Below are 17,158 nucleotides of genomic sequence, written 5' to 3'. Positions count from 1 at the left end.
TGGAACTATTGAAAGCTCCACTTTAATATAAACTTAATTCCTAGTAATTGTCGTTCTTCTTTGAAAATTTCTTATAACTCTACATAATATTAATCATGGGTCAAAATATAACTCAAAAAAGCTATCCAGTCATATGCTAAATGAATAAAATAACCACTATAAATTGAATCGCTCCGCAAAGTCGCAAGCGTAAAAGGACTTCTTGCAAAGGCTATCACTAATAGAACTTGCGCAAAATTCCAATCATATGTTGATAAATGTAATAAACCAAATATAATTGTAGATACATTTACTACAATAACAAGTGCTTTTCGTGTCCCCCTAGTATATTGACAATTATAAGAAGGAGCACAATTGTAATTAGCTCTTCGCCTAATAACATCGGAATAGGTTTTAACAATTCAACCCAATTCATTTTTGTAGCAAGTGGATTATCATGAGTATTACTGTTTAATACCCTTGTAGCAAAAATTAAACCACTAAAAGCAAACACAAATGCAGCAATTAGGCCAATGAAAAAAGTACTAACTAATTTTTTAGGTTTAGAAAAAGTATAAGAAATACCCCGATTACCAAAAAGGGTATAAAGGCTCACAATACCAGCAATTGCTAAGGAAAATGGAGCAATAAAAGGAACTTGATAAATCAGTGCCGAAAACCCAAGTGCAAGTATTATCAGAGAAATGGGGACAGCTGACTTACTCATATGAGCTGTAAAAAGTTGTTTCAACCCAAGAAACTTCCAAATAGATTATTGATTAATTCGAATGAAGTTTCAACCAACAAAATACTTTACTTCAAATTCATCTAAAAGCATTATGCCATAACTTCAAACTTAATTAGATAAATAAAACAAATAAATTTTTGTTTCGAAATTGTTAATTTTAGTTCTTAGGAGAAGTAGTTAATAGAATACTAACCGGAATAGAATGCTAGCTTACTAAAATTATCACAGTTAGCTTTCCATAATTCTAAAAATTTGTTTAACTATCTAAGATTTGGAAAATAAAAATAACTATGAGAAGTTCCCCAAGTGACTCTTTAAGTCATCTTCACTTCTTTCATCACCATAAAATATCCAAAATAAATGGCCATTCTAAAACACACTAATGACTTTTTATTTTATGAATTTATACATTCTTCTTTTGCATCTATCGATTTATAATCTTACCATATCACTAGATTTTTCAAAGTTTATTTAATACAAAAATACTATCCTTAGAACTATTAGCCGTAAAACTTTAAAATATAATGTCAATCCTTAGGAAAAATTATGCTTTAGAATCTAAGATAATATCTTTTTATTTTCCATCATATAGACTACCAATATTTTTAATTTTATTAAACTGTTTAACATCTCTTCTAAAAACATGCTCACTTAATGTCTTACTGAGTATGCTACTTATACTACGATGCACAATTGAAGGAGTATTGGGGACAACGTAATAATAGATCCCGTTCTCTTTGTAAATTGGGGCGCCAATTTCTGTAAAATGGCTCCCTTGAATAGCATTACCAGCATCTGCTGCACAATCTATTATAAGAGTTCCTTTTTTCAAGTGCTGTTGTTCAGATAGAGATAAAATTGGATAATTCTCCGTTCCCACCTCTATTCCATTTATAATTACGTCATATTCTGTATAAGTTTTCTCAAAAATAGGCATAGTTCTTCTATAAAACATTTTCACATTTGTTGAAAACTTAGATATTGCATTAAATGCTCCCTGGGAAACATTTCCTGAACCTAGAATTGCTATCTTTGTTTTATTATCTGGTACCAGTCCAAATGCCAAAAGAGCATTTATTGTGCCAGCAAATCCTGCGTAAAAACTATTCATCTGAAATAGGCCTTCTGGTAGTGGTGCCCTTATCACTTCTTTTTTATAAAAAATTTCAGGAAGATTGCTATCCAAATCTACAACAACCAACTCTTTGGGATATGCTTGTTCTTTCATAAATCTTTTTCCAGACCCATAAGGGTGTGTCCAACCAATAATAAGCTGTCCAAATTTTATTAATGAATAATCTACAGACTGAATTAATTTTAAAGAAAAAATAGCATCTGATTGTTCAAAAACGCCACTTCTAGATAGTATATGGCAACCAGCTTTTTCATACTCTGAATCATCAATATCCAGTGATTCTCCAAAACCTTGCTCTATCAAAATCTCATTTTCAAAATTATTGATGTCTTCTGGCAATAAGGCCACACGACGTTCTCCTGGAAAATTAGATTTAATTAAACCTAGAATCATTGTACACTCTCCTTAAACTTTTTTAACAATAAAAAGTTAAAAACAAAAGGTTTTTATAACCTTGAATTTCCCAAAAGTTCGTGCATACTGTTCTTATTAAAATATTCAAATAGATATTTATCTATAGACAGTTTGTCTTGTTTCTTTCGATAACAATCTTCTCCAATGACTATAATGATTTTTTTGAAGCATGGGCCCTTCTAGTTAACTATAACACTTTATACCGTAAATAACTATAGCTCAAACCTGCTTATTTCATTTTAGTGCCTTCTGGGAAACTTTCAACTCCTGTCGATACAGTAAGTTAAATATAAAATATAAAATCCAAAAAATGACATATATCACATTTAGAAACATAATCTGTTTAAGTTCCCAGATATGGGTATACCATATATTGGAACTGTTTTGTAAAACTTATATATCTTAAATGAAAAAACCACCCTTATGAGTGGCCCTAATTTAAATCAAGGGAAGTGTGAGTTTCCTCTTTCTGGCTAAGTATATCATACTCTCTCATAATTGCAACTGAATATAAAAAAACTGAAGTCATTACTTCAGTTTTTGCACGATTTTCAGATATAATTATGCTTTTGTGATATTAACTGCTTGAGGTCCACGTTGACCTTCTTCAACATCAAATTCAACTTTTTGACCTTCGTCAAGTGATTTGAATCCATCAGATTGGATTGCTGAGAAGTGCGCAAACAAGTCTTGACCATCTTCAGAGGTAATAAAACCAAATCCTTTAGTAGCGTTAAACCATTTTACTGTTCCATTTGCCATAATATTTATTTCCTTTCGACAAAATTGTAAATCTCATTTTGCGAAAAGTGAATCTATAAAACATTTTACTCATGACAAAATCTACTCCCTCATAGTAACACTAATTATACTCAATGTCAAACTACTCTCTCATTAATAAAATCCATATCGAAATGACATGGATTTTATGAACTGTAGGGAAAGCAACTAATCTTTCCCTCACTCAGTATAACATTTTAATTCATTTTTGCAATAGCAATAAATAAAAAGCAAAGGACATCCCATGCTTTAAATCATTTATCTTTTATGTACGTTTGAAGCATAACGTCCACGAGACGTCATTTTGATATCAAAAGTAACCTTTTGACCTTCATCGTATTTTTTAAAATCATTTCCTTGAATAGACAAGAGGTAAGCAAACACATCTTGCATATCATCTGCCATAATAAAACCATAGCCTTTATCAGCGTTAAACCAATTTATTGTTCCTTTATTTATATTAATACATCCTTTCGCATCATCTGTAAATCCTATTTTGCGAAAAAGTGCATTCCTAAAACATTTAAACTCGAGACAAAACCTACCTTTTAATAGTAACACCTATTTATACTAAAGTCAAATTGGTCTATTTAAAACTTTTTAATTTTCTTATGATTTCCTAGATTTTCATGCGGATTTGCTTTAGCAAGTGTCAGAGTTTCTCTATCCACAACCCTGACATCACGGTTTTCTAACTCTACAATTAATGCATTCTTATAGAGATTAATGTCTCCAGAAACGACTGTTGCCTGTTCCCCATTAGATAATGTAATTTTATCTCCTGTTTTCATTTTTCACTTCCAATCTAGGCTTTGCCTATTTAACGAAAAAATTTTACTACTTAAGGGTGAGATCTATATAAGAAAAATAAGGGCTCCCTAAAGCCCTTAAAATATTGCGGGAATAGGATTTGAACCTATGACCTTCGGGTTATGAGCCCGACGAGCTACCTAACTGCTCCATCCCGCTTCGCAAGTATAACACTAATATCAGTTAAAGTCAATTTAACCCTTAAAGTTCAATAATTATTTAACTAAAAAGGATTTTTATGAACAGAACTCAAAATTTTTCTCACATCAGAAAACTTATTACTAGGTATATAACTAATATGCTTACTACAAACCCAAAAAATAGTAAGCTTATAATCGCTTTTTTCTCTTTATTTTTATTCGTTAGACATTCCTCACTCTTATTAGCGACTTAATTCTTTATCACTACACATTATTTTAAAAAAGCTACTCACAATTGAGCAGCTAATGATGAAGGTGTGGTGCTTTCGCTAAACCACCCATGAGCTAAGTATATCACTTTAATTCGAAATTACAATAGTAATCAAAAATAGAAACCAATTTTGGTTTCTATTCTACAACAGAGACTGTGATCTCATAAAATTAAGTATAGCACCTTGTTAAGCTCAATACTGATTATTAGTTTATAAAGAGAAAAACATATAGCTTAACAACATCAAACAAGCTTAACAAAATAAAAAGTCATTAGTTCAATTCTTAATGACTCTTTAGTTTATTTTTTGTTCAAATCTTCTAAAATAATATGCTTAGTTCCTTAACTTTATAAACTCAAAAATTCAATGAGATTAAATCGTAGCTATGATTTTATACCATAATTGCCCCAAAGTTGTCCCATTTTATTTTTCATTTTAAGAGGTTTTCTATGAAACAGGTTTATAAAGTATTATAGAACCTGAATTTAACTTTGAGAGTGGCCTAAATAATCTCCTCTTCTCCTTATATAATTTAAATTTTCAACTTTTGACTTTTTATTATTTTTTATGGAAAGTTGTGGATTTATTATCAAGAAAAACCAATGTATTTCCTTTTTTAACAATCTATTCACGAATGATTGAACTAGTGTGTATCCATTCAAAGAGAAACTCAGTCTTAAAACAAATAGCAATGCAAGAGTATTATCAGAAAAAACAATAATTTATTTGAACTCATAGAAAACTACTAGACTCATCTTGTTTAATAGTTTTTTATTTTTGTTTGATATTATAAAAAACTTTTATACTTTAGAACTTGACATAATAATTAAAACGATATATACTTAGTTACATAACCAACTAACCAGTTAACGAAAGGAGAGATATGAACTTTAATTTTGATAGTGATATTGCTTTGTATCAACAAGTAGCCGAAGAAATTTCTGAAGGAATATTTAATGGTTCTTACGCAGAAGGAACTCAAATTCCTTCTACTACTGAGATTTCAAAAAATTATAAAATCAATCCCGCAACGATATTAAAAGGTATGAATCAATTAGTAGAAGAAAAACTAATCGAAAAGAAAAGAGGATTAGGAATGTTTGTTACAATTGGCGCACAACAAAAAGTTTTAAATCAAAGAAAGGATAATTTTATCAATAAAGAACTACTTAAAGTCCTTGATGAAGCCAAAAAATTAAATATTAGTCAAGAACAACTAATAGAATTAGTAGAAAGAGGGTATGAAAAATGAGTTTAAATATTGAAAATCTTTATAAGACATATGGTAAAAAAAATATCTTAACTGATATTTCTGTTAACTTTCAAGCAGAAAAAATTTATGGGCTATTGGGAAATAATGGTGCGGGTAAAAGTACCTTATTGAATATTATTAATAATAGAATTTTTGATACCAAAGGTAAAATGACTCTTGATGGTCGACTTATTGCTGAAAATGAAAAATCATTAAATAATATCCATCTAATGAGCGAGGATGACCTTTACCCATCAAAACTAAAAATAAAATCTTTATTTCATTTAATGGAGGGTTTTTATGGTGATTTTGATTGGAGACTCGCTAATGAAATGTTATCAGAGTTTGAGTTGGAACCTACTAAAAGAATGAATAAGCTTTCAACAGGTTATAGAAGCATAACTAAACTTATCATTGCATTATGTGTGCCCTGTGAGTATATTTTCCTAGACGAGCCAGTTCTTGGTCTAGATGCTAATCATCGTGAATTGTTTTATAACTATTTAATAGAAACATACCAAGAAAACCCACGAACCTTTGTTATTTCAACACACTTAATTGAAGAGATATCAAATATACTTGAGAAAGTAATCATTTTAGATAAAGGCAAAATTATCGAAGACGATAGTGTCGAAAATATATTAGAAAACACCTATATAGTCACGGGATCTCTTGAAGAGGTAGAAGCTTTCACAGATCAACTACAAATTTTAGAAAAAACAACTCTGGGAGGTTCTCTTACTGCTTTTGTAAAAGGAGAGTTACCTCAGAACAAAATGGGTAACATAAAAGTAGAATCTATGAGTTTACAAGATTACTTTATGAAAATTGCAAGTAAAAAGAAAGGAAATTAGTATGAAATTTCAAGTAGCAACTCGATATATCCTCATTCACCAATTAATCTCTTTAGGTATTTTCTTTATCTGGTGGATTTTATTTGGAATCCTCTTTCCAGTTTTTGGACTATACTTTTCTGGAAGTAGCGATCCAGTTTCATCTGATGTGCTCATACCGATAGTATTTTTCTCAATTATTATCTCTTTCCTAAGTATGAACTCAGATTTCAAATTTTTTATTCAATGTGGTCTTAAACGTTTTTCAATTTTCATCGTTAATTTATCTGCGATAGCTATTTCTTCACTTCTGAGTTCTATCATTGCATTATTACTATCCAAAATCTCAGTCGATAAATTCAATCTAACAATTTTCTTAATTTCTAAAGATGCCTACCATTCAGATAACTTTTTACTTTCTCTTCTCTTAGTGTTCATTCTACTATTTTTCTTTTCATCATTAGGATTAGTACTAGGAACTTTTAATGATATTTTTTCTGGATTTAAAAAAATTATTATTTTACTTTTGGTAATGAGTATTCCTATTGTACTTTCAATTCTTATACAACTTGGAAATTCAGCAATGAAAAATAAGTGGTTCAACTTTCTAAAATCAATCATTGGTTACTCTAGGGAAAAGGAATTCTCTCCCCTTCCATTTATTACTACACTATTTATTGGTTCCATTGTTTTACTATTTCTATTCTACTTCATGAACCGTTCTCATGAAGTTCGGCGTAAAGGCGTATAATCGATCAATTAAAATACATAAGAAAACTACTAAACTAATCTTATCTAGCAGTTTTCTTATTCTTTTTTGATTTCATTTCAGAAAATATTGTGCTATCTCTTACTCCTAAGAGAATATATGTTTATGACTTATTATCTGATTTATCTCTCAATTGAAAGATAGAGTATGACATTAAGTCAAAAGCCTTATATCGCTGATATATAAGGCTTTTAATTTCCCATTTTCTCTTTTCTTATAATATTTTTATAACTTATATTGCTTTTTATTTCTTAAGCTCTATTTTTAAAATTTAATCAACCAATCTCTTTAGAGAATCTATTTCTAGAGGTGTTAATATTTTGTATAGATTACTATGCCCTGCTAATTTCTTTTGTTGCTGTTCATCTAGCATATTCATAATTTCAGATAATGTCTCAAGCATAAAATAACTTTTAGCTATTTTTGAGTTATCTAATAACAAGAAAAGCATTTCAATTAATAAAGACTTCTTTTTTTCATCTTTTTGATTTTTAATATAAATGGATAATGAATCAATTTTTATAATCCCTATATATTTTTCAACTACATCTTTAAATATGTTATATACTTTATTCAATTTATTAACTAGTGAGCCTTCACCGCCTATACTATTCAAAATTTGCATAACATATTGCCCATTATCATGTAAAAGAACTTCTTCAATCCATTGTTCTTCAAACTTAAATATATATTCATTATTTAAAATCATATAAATTAACCATGAAAAATTTATATTTTCCCAATCTATTTTTAAAGTTGAGTTTGGACTAATTTTTGACAAAGCTAACAAGAAAAAATTTTGTTTGCTGAAATCTTCAACTAAGCCTTTACTTAATATTTCTTTACCTACAGCTATGAATTTATCAAAATCTTCCTCTGAAAAGCCTGTTATTGAATAAGAATATCCTCTGAAAGTATTAATAGATATTTCATCATATTCAATTGATTTTTCTATGTCAGTTAATCCCCCTTGAGTAAACTCTCTAAATTCACGTTGATAAACAGAATCAGTAATGTTCTTTATCTTGACATGTTTTTTCTTATCTTTCTTATTTAATCTAATTAATGTATCAAGATACCTACCAAGTTCAGTACTAATAAAATAATTTATTTCTATTAATTCTGGTACTTCTGGCTTATCCTCTGAAAATATAATTTTTAACTTATTAACTTTAATTTTCCAAAGGATCTCGAACAGTTGACTGTCAAATTTTTCTTTATTAATAAGTTCAAGGAACAAGTTCCTTTCTTCCCAAGAAAATTGGTTTAAATTAAAATTTTCTATATAAATTTTCTCACAAGCTTTTCTTAAATCAATATCAAAATTATCATCCAGTATGACATCTATAAATATCTTTTCAAAGTCCTCCATTAATATTTGACCATTATCACAAATTATCTTTTCAAGTTTCTCAGACAATTCGTTTTTTTGTTTTAATATATTAATAATAAATTCTGAGGTTGCTTGATTCGTCTTCTCTATAAAGAAGCTTTCTCTGGAAGAGAATCCTTCACTTTCAGAAGTTAACAAAATCTCTAGTATTTTCTCTTCATCCAATTCTGATATTTGTTCGATAGTAATAAATGATTGTTCATGAACAGTGCCTCCCTCGAGTTCACCAATACCATTTTGGTAATGAGCTTGGATTTCTTTTCCACCATTTTTAATTTCTGGCTCATGATTTCTAATAAATTCATTCAATTCATCTCCAAATATTGAATCTGAAAAATCAATATTATCAATCAATCGCTTAATTAATTTATCATCTAAATTATTTTTGTTGTCCAAATTAACTAATATTCTTTGGAAAATACGAGTCTTTAAAAACTCTTCCGGAAAATTATCTAGTATAAAATCTTCTTCTAAATACAAATTATTATTAAGTAAAGAATTATATATAACTTTTACAATGTCATCCAAAACTATTTCTTTAAATGACAAATAGCGGAAACTAGATTCTTTAGAGATAATTTCACTTATATCCGACAACATATTTTTCGAAAGACTTATTTTAATATTTTGGTCATCATAAAATAGAGAGCTATATTTGGAATAATGTTGTACCTGATTTGATAACCAATACCCCATTAAATAACTATCTTTAGAAAAAGGGGTTCTAAAAATATCTTGTACTTTAGAAATGTTTTTTCTGGCTTCCTCTAACCTTTCTTGGTTAACTTGTTTTTCATTTGAAAGTTTTTCGTATACCTCAAAAGCAGTACCACAATGAGTATTTATTTTTTGTTTCTGAAATATTTCAAAAAATTTTAGTTTATCATTACTTTCTAAACAGTCAATATTATTATGCAGTAAGTCCCAAAAAGTTGATAACCCACCTAAATTTTCAAATGCTGTTCTCACCTCTAAAACATTTTTTAATATTTTTTTTGCTAGTACTTTATCTTCGGTTAGAAAAACATCTGATAAATATTCAAAGTCCTTTGAATATTTATCAAGAAGTTTTTTTAAAGTGTCCTCTGGAGTTCTTACACTTCTTAATAGACTCCAATCCTCAATATTATCTGGAACTTTCAATTTTTTCTGCACAGCTTTTACGATATCTTCAACTACTTCAGGTAAAATTTCAAAATTATCTCCGAACCATAAAATACTTGTATTATTGTTTCTTTGGAAACTTTCGTTGTAAAGTTGCCTATATTCGTCTGACTCCCATGAATTAGCTTTCATTAATGCAAAGTTAATAGCACTTTGAGGTAACAAAGACAAGATTTCATCTTCTTCTAAGCTACTACCTAAAAATAATACTACAGGACTTTTATGCGTAAACCATTCTTGTAACTTACCAAAATCTTCTTTTTCCCTCAGATATTGACGTGAGTAATCTTTAGAAGAACTCACAAATAATTTACCGTCACCATCAGATGTTCCGTGTAAATGTAGGACATCACCAGAATGTAAGCTATCATTTAACTGAACGAACTCTTGGAGATTATTTATCTGTCTGAAATCTCTTTTTTGTTTTGATCGAGATAAATGCTTTTCTATTTCAAAGTCATAATTAGACGTTCCAAATATTGGATTTAATTTTATCAGTTCCGCAATAACTTTATTCTCTAAATAATCTGGTTCCACCTCTTTGAAAAAATACTTTTCGAAATTGAGTTTTACTTCCTCAAATTTATCTCCTAACGTCTTTTCTAAAAGTGTATATAGTAAATCAATTTTTCTTTTATGAGAAATATTGGCTACCAAAACCTCATCAAATTGGTTAAGCAGTTTATTTGAAATTTTCCCTTTTGCTTCTTCGAAATCATTTATATGCGATTGCCAATAATGAATTAATTTTTCGACATAACCATCCCAATTAGGATACCCTTGAGATTGTGAAATACCCGCCCCTATAAAAACTAAAAAACTAAAATTATTTACTGCATAGGCAATTGATTCTACTAGATTTTCAAATTCTTTTTGTGTATAATATTTCTTCTCCATAAATCTCCAAACATTATAATGAATAAAGCATCCCTATCATTGTACTGATAATAATTTATTATAACAAAATTTTAATTATAAAAGCGTTTTATATTTAACTTTATTTTTTGATTAATCCATTTAAAAAGCTGAGATTTAATAATAAAAAAGAGTATAATTAAAATTCCACTTAATATATTGAGCATTTAAATTTACAAAATAAAGAGGCACTAAACGTTAGTGACTCTTTATTTTATAAGTTTTTCATTTTTTATATAACGCTTGCTGATTTTTGTATTTTAACTTTTTGCCCACTATTTGCCCACTAAATTTTATTTTAGTTTCTATAATACACTGTTACAAAGGAATTTATTAATATTCCCATATTTGAAATATAATTGCGCCATATCATCTCCCTCGTTTCCTTATTTTTCCTCAAAGTTCCCTATCCTTACCAATACTAATTTATTGAGTATTGGTAAGAGTAGTCCATTTCCTCATATTTCCCCAAATTAATTTTCTTTTGGTGCTTATATGGTGCTTGCTTAGATTTTCTATGGTACTTCATGGTGCTTATTATAAATTCAAATTCTCTAGCTTCAACTGCAAATCTTGACGATTTTCAGGAAGAACATGCGTGTAAACTCCGTTTGTAATTCGAGCATCCATATGCCCCACACGCTCCATAACAGCCTTTTGAGGTGCTCCTAGAAAAGCTAACATTGTAATATGAGAATGTCGCAACATATGCGCTGAAAACTGTTTATAATTCTTACCAAACAGATTGGCACGAGCTCCCTCAATTTTCAAATAAGTGTTAATATCCGCATTACGAATTTGAACCCCATTTGATTTCACAAATACAAATTTTGAACCATATTTATCTTTACGAAAATTTTCAAGAATCTCAAGACAACGGTCATTTAGAGTGACATAACGAACTGATTGAGGATTTTTAGTTGGTCCTAGCTTTTTAAGATTACAGTTCCAACTAAATTGAATATAAATCACTCGTTTCAAAATATCTACATGTGACCATTGAAGACCAGAGGCTTCGCCAATTCTCAAACCTGTTAGAAACAAAAATTCTACAAAGTCTGCACGTTTAAAATCATCTTTTTCTACTGCATGACTTCGCCAACTTTTCAAAAACTTTCGCATTTCATCCATAGTGAAAAATTTTTCTTTCCACTTGGCAAGACTTTCAGCCGATTTTTTTGTTTAGGAAGTATGATACGGTTCATGATATTCTCATATGTAAATCCCATTGAATAAGCATATTGAAAAATATGTCCTATGCGCAAAGCTATGGTGTGCCGTGTCGTATTAGAATACTTATTAGAAAATAAATATTCTTGCATTTCTTTTGGCTCAATGCTAATTATTTCACGCTGTCCAAATTTTTTTATAAAATCTTTTAAACCATATGTTTCTGAGAGATATGTGGATTCAGCCAACTCAGCTTGACGAATTTTTCTTGATTCCGCATAACACTCGTTTATGGTTTTTGGTGCTTCTTCAGCTTCTTTTTCTTCTGAAAGTTTTTCTGCTATTTTCAGTTCAAGTTCAATTCGTGCTTGACTTTGAGCCTCACGACCACCTGAATTTTTGGTTACAGAAACTTGTTTCCATTTGTCTTGCTTATCTTGATATTTTTCAAAGAACTTCCATTTACCATTGGGTTGTTGCTTTTTATACATTTCACTCCTATCTTTATATAAAATAGAGAGTAAACAGATACTCTCTATTTTATCACAAATTACAATATTTTTTTACGTGCTTCGGAGCGGAATTTTAAAAATTTTTCATACCCCTCAATAGAGATATTCACACGTCCATGACTGGGTTGCAAGATATACTTTGAAAACTCAGGATTTCTTCGCATTCTCGTTAAGTCATTTGAGAGTGTCCCTTTTGCCACACCAAAAATATCACAAATTTCTTCTTTATTTCCATATAATTTTTCCATAAACATCACACTTTCAAAATTTCATTGAGAAACTGAATCAAATCAATCTCTTGCGGATAATCCCAACAGATTTCTGTTAATTCAAAAGGTAAACGCGTCATATCAGCCAAATCAATGATACTTGCCTTTTTGCGTAACGCATTGTATTTCGCTTTTGTGGCTTTGGACAACTCCGCAAAGAGTTCTGGATGTTCATCTTTTGAAAGAAATATAATTTTTTCCTGTGGCGAAAGTTCAATATAATTTCTATCTTCAAAATCAAGTTGAACAATGGGAGTATCTGAGAGAAATCGAAATTCTTTTTTCAGTTGATTTTCAATGAAACCTGAGCCGTGTAATTCAAATTCTAATCGCCAAAGCTGATCGAATTTCTGAACTTCTTCTTGTGCAATTTTATCTCCTTTTTCTGTCCGCTCTTTTTTCTTATAATACAAGCGAATAATAAATTCATCGCCACTTCCTGCGTATCGTGTTTCTATTTTGCCATCTGTACCAAAGAAAATTTTCTTTTTGGAGCGACCGCCTAAAATAAACGAAGATAAATCACGCTCAAAGTCTAGTGCAATATCAATCCTTGAAATACTGACTTCTTCTAATAATGGAACTAAATAGTCAAAGACATAGTTCAGATTGTCTTGACCAGATTTAGCAGGATTGAACTCTAAGTAGAAGTTCTTTGTTTTCATTTTCTTAGCTTTAATGGGCATATAGCTCACATAAAAATTTTCTGTACTATCACGAAATAATTGTCCGTAAAATCCAGCGTATTCTCCGTTGGATTGAAGTTCGATCACATCCCAAAACTGGCAAAGATTTTGAAAGACTTGATTTCCTCCAAGTTCAATATTTCCCATAATGGTTAAGCGGTCAATCTTGATAGACACAAAGCCATATTTTTCTGAGAGCTGAGTTCTAAGGTTTAATTTTTGACCCTCTAGCGGGCTGTTAGAAATACCCGCTGATTCATTCATTTGTTTAACTGTATTATTCATTTATTTTTTGTTCTTTTTAAATAAGCTCAGGAGAGATTCTTTGTTTGCCTTTGGCACAAAATCTCTCCTGATTTTTATTTTCTTGTGCCTTTCAACCACAATGAGTTTCCATGTCGCTCAAAACCTGAAATCAAATATTCAGGATAAGCATTTGAGACTTCTTCTTTTATTTCTGAAACCACCTCTTTCAACATTTTTTGAGCTTGGTGTTCTTTGGGTAACTTGGTATAAAGTAACAATTCTTCATTATTCACATCCATCACAATTTTTCTGATAGCTTTGTTGTAGTTTGAGATAACCATATCTGCTTTAGAAGTCTTATCCTCTGAGGCTTTGAATGATTCAATATGGTGTAAATATCTTCTGAGTTTTGTTGTTCCACGAATAGATAAAGCTAAATTTTTTAAAGAATCATACCATAAGCGGAAATAGAGCTCTCTGGTCATTATCAAACCTACTAATGTGATAAGAACTATCGAAATATTTTTGAAAAATGAGCTTCCTATATTTAGGTAGACTATTCCTTGATTCACTAAATCTATAAAGCTTGAAATCTTTGTGTCTAAAGCCAATTTATTCATGAAGAAAATCAGGAATTGAAACAAAAGACTTAGTAATTCCATCAGAACTACGGACATAAACAGTGGAAGACTTCGGATAAAGTATCGCATGAAATAAGTTTTTTTCATAAAATCCCCTGTTCTGTATAGAAAGTTGGTGTTAAAAGTGGTAAGACTTGAAACGGATGTTCGTTATCAATCACTTGAATCAATCCTGTACCTTTACCAATCGGAATCACAATCCCTGATGGGTCTAGGTCTGGAAAAAGAAATTGAACCGTTTTAGAATTGATGTTTCCAATTTGAACCAATACATTCATTTGTTCGCGGACTGAAACAGGCACCGCATTATAATCAAAGCGCTGACTAATCAATAATAAATGGCAACGTGTCGCCCGACCGAGTAAAGCAATCGAACTAAGCAATGAGAGAAAGCTCTCTTTGATTTGTTTATTTACTCCTTCGGTTAAGGCTAATGTTTCATCAATAACCACCGTCAAGTGTTCAAATTCATGATTGGGATTGTCAAATAAAATTGCCTGACGCTCATAGATGTTCTTCAATACACTACTCAGGCTTTCATTAAGCTCACTGACAAAATCGCTCTTACTTCTGGTTTGAGATGGATGTATTACAGAAATCTCATGAATTTTCGCCCAACGACTTGGGCTGTCAAACTTCGGGTCACAAATAATTAGTCGTGAAATTTTTGCTAGATTTTCAAGTAAGTAAGTTAGGAAATAAGATTTCCCAGAGCCTGAATTTCCTGCGACTACAATGCCAACCGTTTTATTATAATCAATCGTCAGATTTTCCATAATAGGAATTTTACAGTTTTGATTCTTTTGAATAAATTCTTTGAGATTTGGAATGGCTAACCGTTTTGAAATGCCTTTAAACCAGGGAAAGAATAACGCTCTTTGCGTGTGAATATCTTCTGTATCCAAAGGGACAAAGTAAGCGGAGTTCTGTTTTAATACCGTATATTGTGGATAAAGTGAAGCATTTGCGATGATAAAAATCTTTTGATAAAGTGCCTCATCAATCAAATAACTTGCAGGTAAGCGAGGAATGAAATAAAATCCTTCTTCCTCTACTTTTACTGCGAATGAGTTGGTATAACTCGTTTCTCCCTGAACGTCCAAAGCCATATTTAGACTTTGGAGTAAATATTTTTCGACTTCTACTTTGGATGGATTCATTATTTCACTCCTTTCAAGCTATCTGCTTTGAAATAGACGTTGGAGCGAATCTCAATTCCTTGTAAATTTTCAAATTCTACGATAGAAAGAAAGGGTGGAAGTTCAGGTTTTTTATCAAATTTGACCACGAACGGATTCAATCCTTCTTGTACAAACCATAATTTGTAACCAGTGATTTCATCTGTGCGTTGTTTGTCCACATATTTGTACTGTGTTTCAATGAAAGAGGTTGTACATTGCACGGGTAGGCTATTTACTACAAATTTACGTGCTGTTTCTGAATTGTATTGATTGTTTTTTTGGAATCCTTTTTTCATTTTTAAAATCTCCAATAATTAAAGATTGACCATCAGCAAATAGTCAACTGCACTTGCAAGCCTTGCTGGACTTTTGATAACTCTATTATCTGATGTTTAGAGTTTTATGAAGTCATAGTTTTAGGCTTTGTTTTTACTATTTCTGAGCCTCATTTCATGACCAAAGTTTTATAGCAAAAAAAAGCAAACTTTTGTCTGCTTTCCCTTTATTTTCCAAATTCTTCCAATTCTTTAAATTCAATACAGTTGATAAACGCATTTTGAGTTTTAACCAGTTCATTGATCATCTCTAAAATAGTTTCATTTCGTTTGGATTGAAATACTTTTGAAGTTTGACTATTAACATTCAAAATTCCTGGAACTTTCATCATTTGAAATCTTAAATCATGAACCTCACTGAAGATTGTAGGAGTCTCTATAATACTATCTACAAATGATTCTAAATTGACTGTTCTAGTCCTATCAATCAAATAATGGGTTGTTACTCCTCTTTGCCCTTCTGTTTTCTTGAAATATTCATTGATTTCTTCATAGCTGTAAAACTTTCGGCTATTAAACTCAGCAATTTCCTCTGCAAATTTCCCTATATCTGCCGAATCCTCACTCTGACCAAATGACCATGTTCGGGTAGGTGGATAGTATTCTTTGAGTGGAATTTCAACGAGATGTGATTCGTTCAAATCTAGCACCAATAAATAGTTCATCTACCAAACTTTTGACCATATATCCTATTTTGAATATACTATCACTTTTTAATTTTTCAACAATTTCAGGAATTAAAATTTTTATAAAATCATTATAAAAATTTTTATTTAACTTTTCATTGATTAGATTAAAATGGAATTTATTGTCGTACTCATTAAAAGATGGGTTAATCACTTTTTCCTTAAATAATCGAATCATCTTTATCTTGCATACCTGCCAAAGTATTCGTTCCATCTCAATGAAATCAATGGGGTTTTCATCTTCCTTTAAAACCTTGTCTTGTCGCAAATTATACCATCTTCCAAAATCAGAAAATGTATAAAAGAGCGTAAGCATTGAATCTTTAAGACTTTTATTATCTGTATTTAGGCTTTTTTCTAATCCAAGCTTTTCTTTAACAAAATCAGGCATGATTGAACGAGACAACTCAAGGAAAACATATCCTACCGCTGTTTTTATCTCTTCTTCATCTCCAAAAATCAACTCTATATTATCCATACCAAAATAATCATGGTAATTTTCTAACAATGTATCCGATATAAAATTTCCTGAACTTGGTACTTTCCCTTTTTCAATTCTTTTAATTGCGGTAGCTTGACCGTTTGCAATAATATCGTACGGAGTTTTCCCACGAAGTTTCTTAAATCGTTTAGAAATTTCTTTGGCTAATATTCTTTCATAATCAACTACTATTTCATTTCTTGGTTGCATATATTCTCCTTCTCCGTGGTCATGGAAGCTTTGCAATATCACATGCTTGTATTTATGCATCATTTTAACCTGGTTCAGATTATCAAGCTGGACTTGTAGACTTGCTTATTGCTTATCACCACTTAAAAAGAAATTTT

19 protein-coding genes and 1 tRNA gene are annotated in these 17,158 nt (G+C 30.4%); 3 read left to right on the top strand and 17 right to left on the bottom strand.

Annotated features, from left to right (window positions below; translation table 11 throughout):
- Positions 1-89: 89 nt before the first annotated feature.
- The 7 genes from ACRYLU_RS02910 to ACRYLU_RS02880 all read right to left on the bottom strand — a co-directional run bounded on the left by ACRYLU_RS02910 (position 90) and on the right by ACRYLU_RS02880 (position 4,025).
- Positions 90-275, bottom strand: coding sequence for a hypothetical protein (locus tag ACRYLU_RS02910; protein WP_270332050.1), 186 nt, complete (start codon positions 273-275; stop codon positions 90-92).
- Positions 276-292: 17 nt separating this feature from the next.
- Positions 293-730 (bottom strand): hypothetical protein, encoded by a 438-nt coding sequence (locus tag ACRYLU_RS02905; RefSeq protein ID WP_270332047.1) that lies wholly within the window; start codon positions 728-730, stop codon positions 293-295.
- 571 nt (positions 731-1,301) lie between these two features.
- Positions 1,302-2,255: a N(5)-(carboxyethyl)ornithine synthase gene (locus ACRYLU_RS02900; protein WP_270332049.1), complete on the bottom strand. Its 954-nt coding sequence runs from the start codon at positions 2,253-2,255 to the stop codon at positions 1,302-1,304.
- A gap of 582 nt (positions 2,256-2,837) precedes the next feature.
- Positions 2,838-3,038, bottom strand: coding sequence for a cold-shock protein (locus tag ACRYLU_RS02895; protein ID WP_011835124.1), 201 nt, complete (start codon positions 3,036-3,038; stop codon positions 2,838-2,840).
- 276 nt (positions 3,039-3,314) lie between these two features.
- On the bottom strand, positions 3,315-3,515 hold the full coding sequence (locus ACRYLU_RS02890; RefSeq protein WP_003132324.1) for a cold-shock protein: 201 nt from the start codon (positions 3,513-3,515) through the stop codon (positions 3,315-3,317).
- A 131-nt stretch (positions 3,516-3,646) separates the two neighbouring features.
- Positions 3,647-3,847, bottom strand: coding sequence for a hypothetical protein (locus ACRYLU_RS02885; protein ID WP_058224269.1), 201 nt, complete (start codon positions 3,845-3,847; stop codon positions 3,647-3,649).
- A 104-nt stretch (positions 3,848-3,951) separates the two neighbouring features.
- Positions 3,952-4,025 (bottom strand) — tRNA-Met (locus tag ACRYLU_RS02880).
- Between the two features lie 1,136 nt (positions 4,026-5,161).
- Between ACRYLU_RS02880 and ACRYLU_RS02875 the strand changes: the two genes are divergently transcribed.
- The 3 genes from ACRYLU_RS02875 to ACRYLU_RS02865 are packed head-to-tail and all read left to right on the top strand — an operon-like array spanning position 5,162 to position 7,114.
- Positions 5,162-5,530 carry a GntR family transcriptional regulator gene (locus ACRYLU_RS02875; RefSeq protein ID WP_047207077.1) on the top strand — a complete coding sequence of 123 codons (369 nt, stop codon included), beginning with the start codon at positions 5,162-5,164 and terminating at the stop codon, positions 5,528-5,530.
- A complete protein-coding gene (locus ACRYLU_RS02870; protein WP_445081188.1) occupies positions 5,527-6,384 on the top strand; it encodes an ATP-binding cassette domain-containing protein in 858 nt (285 codons plus the stop codon). The genes ACRYLU_RS02875 and ACRYLU_RS02870 overlap by 4 nt, the downstream gene beginning before the upstream one ends.
- 1 nt (position 6,385) lies before the next feature.
- Complete coding sequence (locus tag ACRYLU_RS02865) at positions 6,386-7,114, top strand: ABC transporter permease (protein WP_445081187.1); 729 nt, start codon at positions 6,386-6,388, stop codon at positions 7,112-7,114.
- Between the two features lie 289 nt (positions 7,115-7,403).
- On the opposite strand, the gene ACRYLU_RS02860 is transcribed toward ACRYLU_RS02865, so the two are convergent.
- The 10 genes from ACRYLU_RS02860 to ACRYLU_RS02815 all read right to left on the bottom strand — a co-directional run bounded on the left by ACRYLU_RS02860 (position 7,404) and on the right by ACRYLU_RS02815 (position 17,021).
- Positions 7,404-10,586, bottom strand: a complete 3,183-nt coding sequence (locus ACRYLU_RS02860) for an SIR2 family protein (RefSeq protein WP_445081186.1) — start codon at positions 10,584-10,586, stop codon at positions 7,404-7,406.
- 555 nt (positions 10,587-11,141) lie between these two features.
- Positions 11,142-11,735 carry a site-specific integrase gene (locus tag ACRYLU_RS02855; protein ID WP_289434690.1) on the bottom strand — a complete coding sequence of 198 codons (594 nt, stop codon included), beginning with the start codon at positions 11,733-11,735 and terminating at the stop codon, positions 11,142-11,144.
- Complete coding sequence (locus ACRYLU_RS02850) at positions 11,711-12,265, bottom strand: hypothetical protein (RefSeq protein ID WP_445081185.1); 555 nt, start codon at positions 12,263-12,265, stop codon at positions 11,711-11,713. The genes ACRYLU_RS02855 and ACRYLU_RS02850 overlap by 25 nt, the downstream gene beginning before the upstream one ends.
- A gap of 59 nt (positions 12,266-12,324) precedes the next feature.
- A complete protein-coding gene (locus tag ACRYLU_RS02845; protein WP_014573057.1) occupies positions 12,325-12,534 on the bottom strand; it encodes a hypothetical protein in 210 nt (69 codons plus the stop codon).
- Positions 12,535-12,539: 5 nt separating this feature from the next.
- The gene (locus tag ACRYLU_RS02840) at positions 12,540-13,526 is read right to left on the bottom strand and encodes a Replication initiation protein (RefSeq protein WP_445081184.1); all 987 of its coding nucleotides are present in this window, start codon (positions 13,524-13,526) and stop codon (positions 12,540-12,542) included.
- A 74-nt stretch (positions 13,527-13,600) separates the two neighbouring features.
- Positions 13,601-14,215 carry a hypothetical protein gene (locus ACRYLU_RS02835; RefSeq protein WP_445081183.1) on the bottom strand — a complete coding sequence of 205 codons (615 nt, stop codon included), beginning with the start codon at positions 14,213-14,215 and terminating at the stop codon, positions 13,601-13,603.
- Positions 14,212-15,288, bottom strand: coding sequence for a cell division protein FtsK (locus ACRYLU_RS02830; RefSeq protein WP_445081182.1), 1,077 nt, complete (start codon positions 15,286-15,288; stop codon positions 14,212-14,214). Before ACRYLU_RS02830 ends, ACRYLU_RS02835 begins: the two co-directional genes overlap by 4 nt.
- A complete protein-coding gene (locus ACRYLU_RS02825) occupies positions 15,288-15,605 on the bottom strand; it encodes a hypothetical protein (protein ID WP_445081181.1) in 318 nt (105 codons plus the stop codon). The genes ACRYLU_RS02830 and ACRYLU_RS02825 overlap by 1 nt, the downstream gene beginning before the upstream one ends.
- Positions 15,606-15,811: 206 nt before the next feature.
- Positions 15,812-16,309, bottom strand: coding sequence for a hypothetical protein (locus tag ACRYLU_RS02820; protein ID WP_445081180.1), 498 nt, complete (start codon positions 16,307-16,309; stop codon positions 15,812-15,814).
- Entirely contained in the window at positions 16,263-17,021 is a 759-nt protein-coding gene (locus ACRYLU_RS02815) for a hypothetical protein (protein WP_445081179.1), read from the bottom strand. Before ACRYLU_RS02815 ends, ACRYLU_RS02820 begins: the two co-directional genes overlap by 47 nt.
- Positions 17,022-17,158 lie beyond the last annotated feature (137 nt).

The organism is Lactococcus sp. KTH0-1S, assembly GCF_052544945.1.
The sequence above is the reverse complement of the archived record's forward strand: the minus strand, read 5'-3'. Positions and strand labels throughout refer to the sequence as shown.

Coding starts and splice junctions, on each gene's coding strand:
- ACRYLU_RS02900 (WP_270332049.1), bottom strand. CDS start 2,255: ATGATTCTAGGTTTAATTAAATCTAATTTTCCAGGAGAACGTCGTGTG.
- ACRYLU_RS02895 (WP_011835124.1), bottom strand. CDS start 3,038: ATGGCAAATGGAACAGTAAAATGGTTTAACGCTACTAAAGGATTTGGT.
- ACRYLU_RS02885 (WP_058224269.1), bottom strand. CDS start 3,847: ATGAAAACAGGAGATAAAATTACATTATCTAATGGGGAACAGGCAACA.
- ACRYLU_RS02875 (WP_047207077.1), top strand. CDS start 5,162: ATGAACTTTAATTTTGATAGTGATATTGCTTTGTATCAACAAGTAGCC.
- ACRYLU_RS02870 (WP_445081188.1), top strand. CDS start 5,527: ATGAGTTTAAATATTGAAAATCTTTATAAGACATATGGTAAAAAAAAT.
- ACRYLU_RS02865 (WP_445081187.1), top strand. CDS start 6,386: ATGAAATTTCAAGTAGCAACTCGATATATCCTCATTCACCAATTAATC.
- ACRYLU_RS02860 (WP_445081186.1), bottom strand. CDS start 10,586: ATGGAGAAGAAATATTATACACAAAAAGAATTTGAAAATCTAGTAGAA.
- ACRYLU_RS02855 (WP_289434690.1), bottom strand. CDS start 11,735: ATGGATGAAATGCGAAAGTTTTTGAAAAGTTGGCGAAGTCATGCAGTA.
- ACRYLU_RS02850 (WP_445081185.1), bottom strand. CDS start 12,265: ATGTATAAAAAGCAACAACCCAATGGTAAATGGAAGTTCTTTGAAAAA.
- ACRYLU_RS02845 (WP_014573057.1), bottom strand. CDS start 12,534: ATGGAAAAATTATATGGAAATAAAGAAGAAATTTGTGATATTTTTGGT.
- ACRYLU_RS02840 (WP_445081184.1), bottom strand. CDS start 13,526: ATGAATAATACAGTTAAACAAATGAATGAATCAGCGGGTATTTCTAAC.
- ACRYLU_RS02835 (WP_445081183.1), bottom strand. CDS start 14,215: ATGAAAAAAACTTATTTCATGCGATACTTTATCCGAAGTCTTCCACTG.
- ACRYLU_RS02830 (WP_445081182.1), bottom strand. CDS start 15,288: ATGAATCCATCCAAAGTAGAAGTCGAAAAATATTTACTCCAAAGTCTA.
- ACRYLU_RS02825 (WP_445081181.1), bottom strand. CDS start 15,605: ATGAAAAAAGGATTCCAAAAAAACAATCAATACAATTCAGAAACAGCA.
- ACRYLU_RS02820 (WP_445081180.1), bottom strand. CDS start 16,309: ATGAACTATTTATTGGTGCTAGATTTGAACGAATCACATCTCGTTGAA.
- ACRYLU_RS02815 (WP_445081179.1), bottom strand. CDS start 17,021: ATGCAACCAAGAAATGAAATAGTAGTTGATTATGAAAGAATATTAGCC.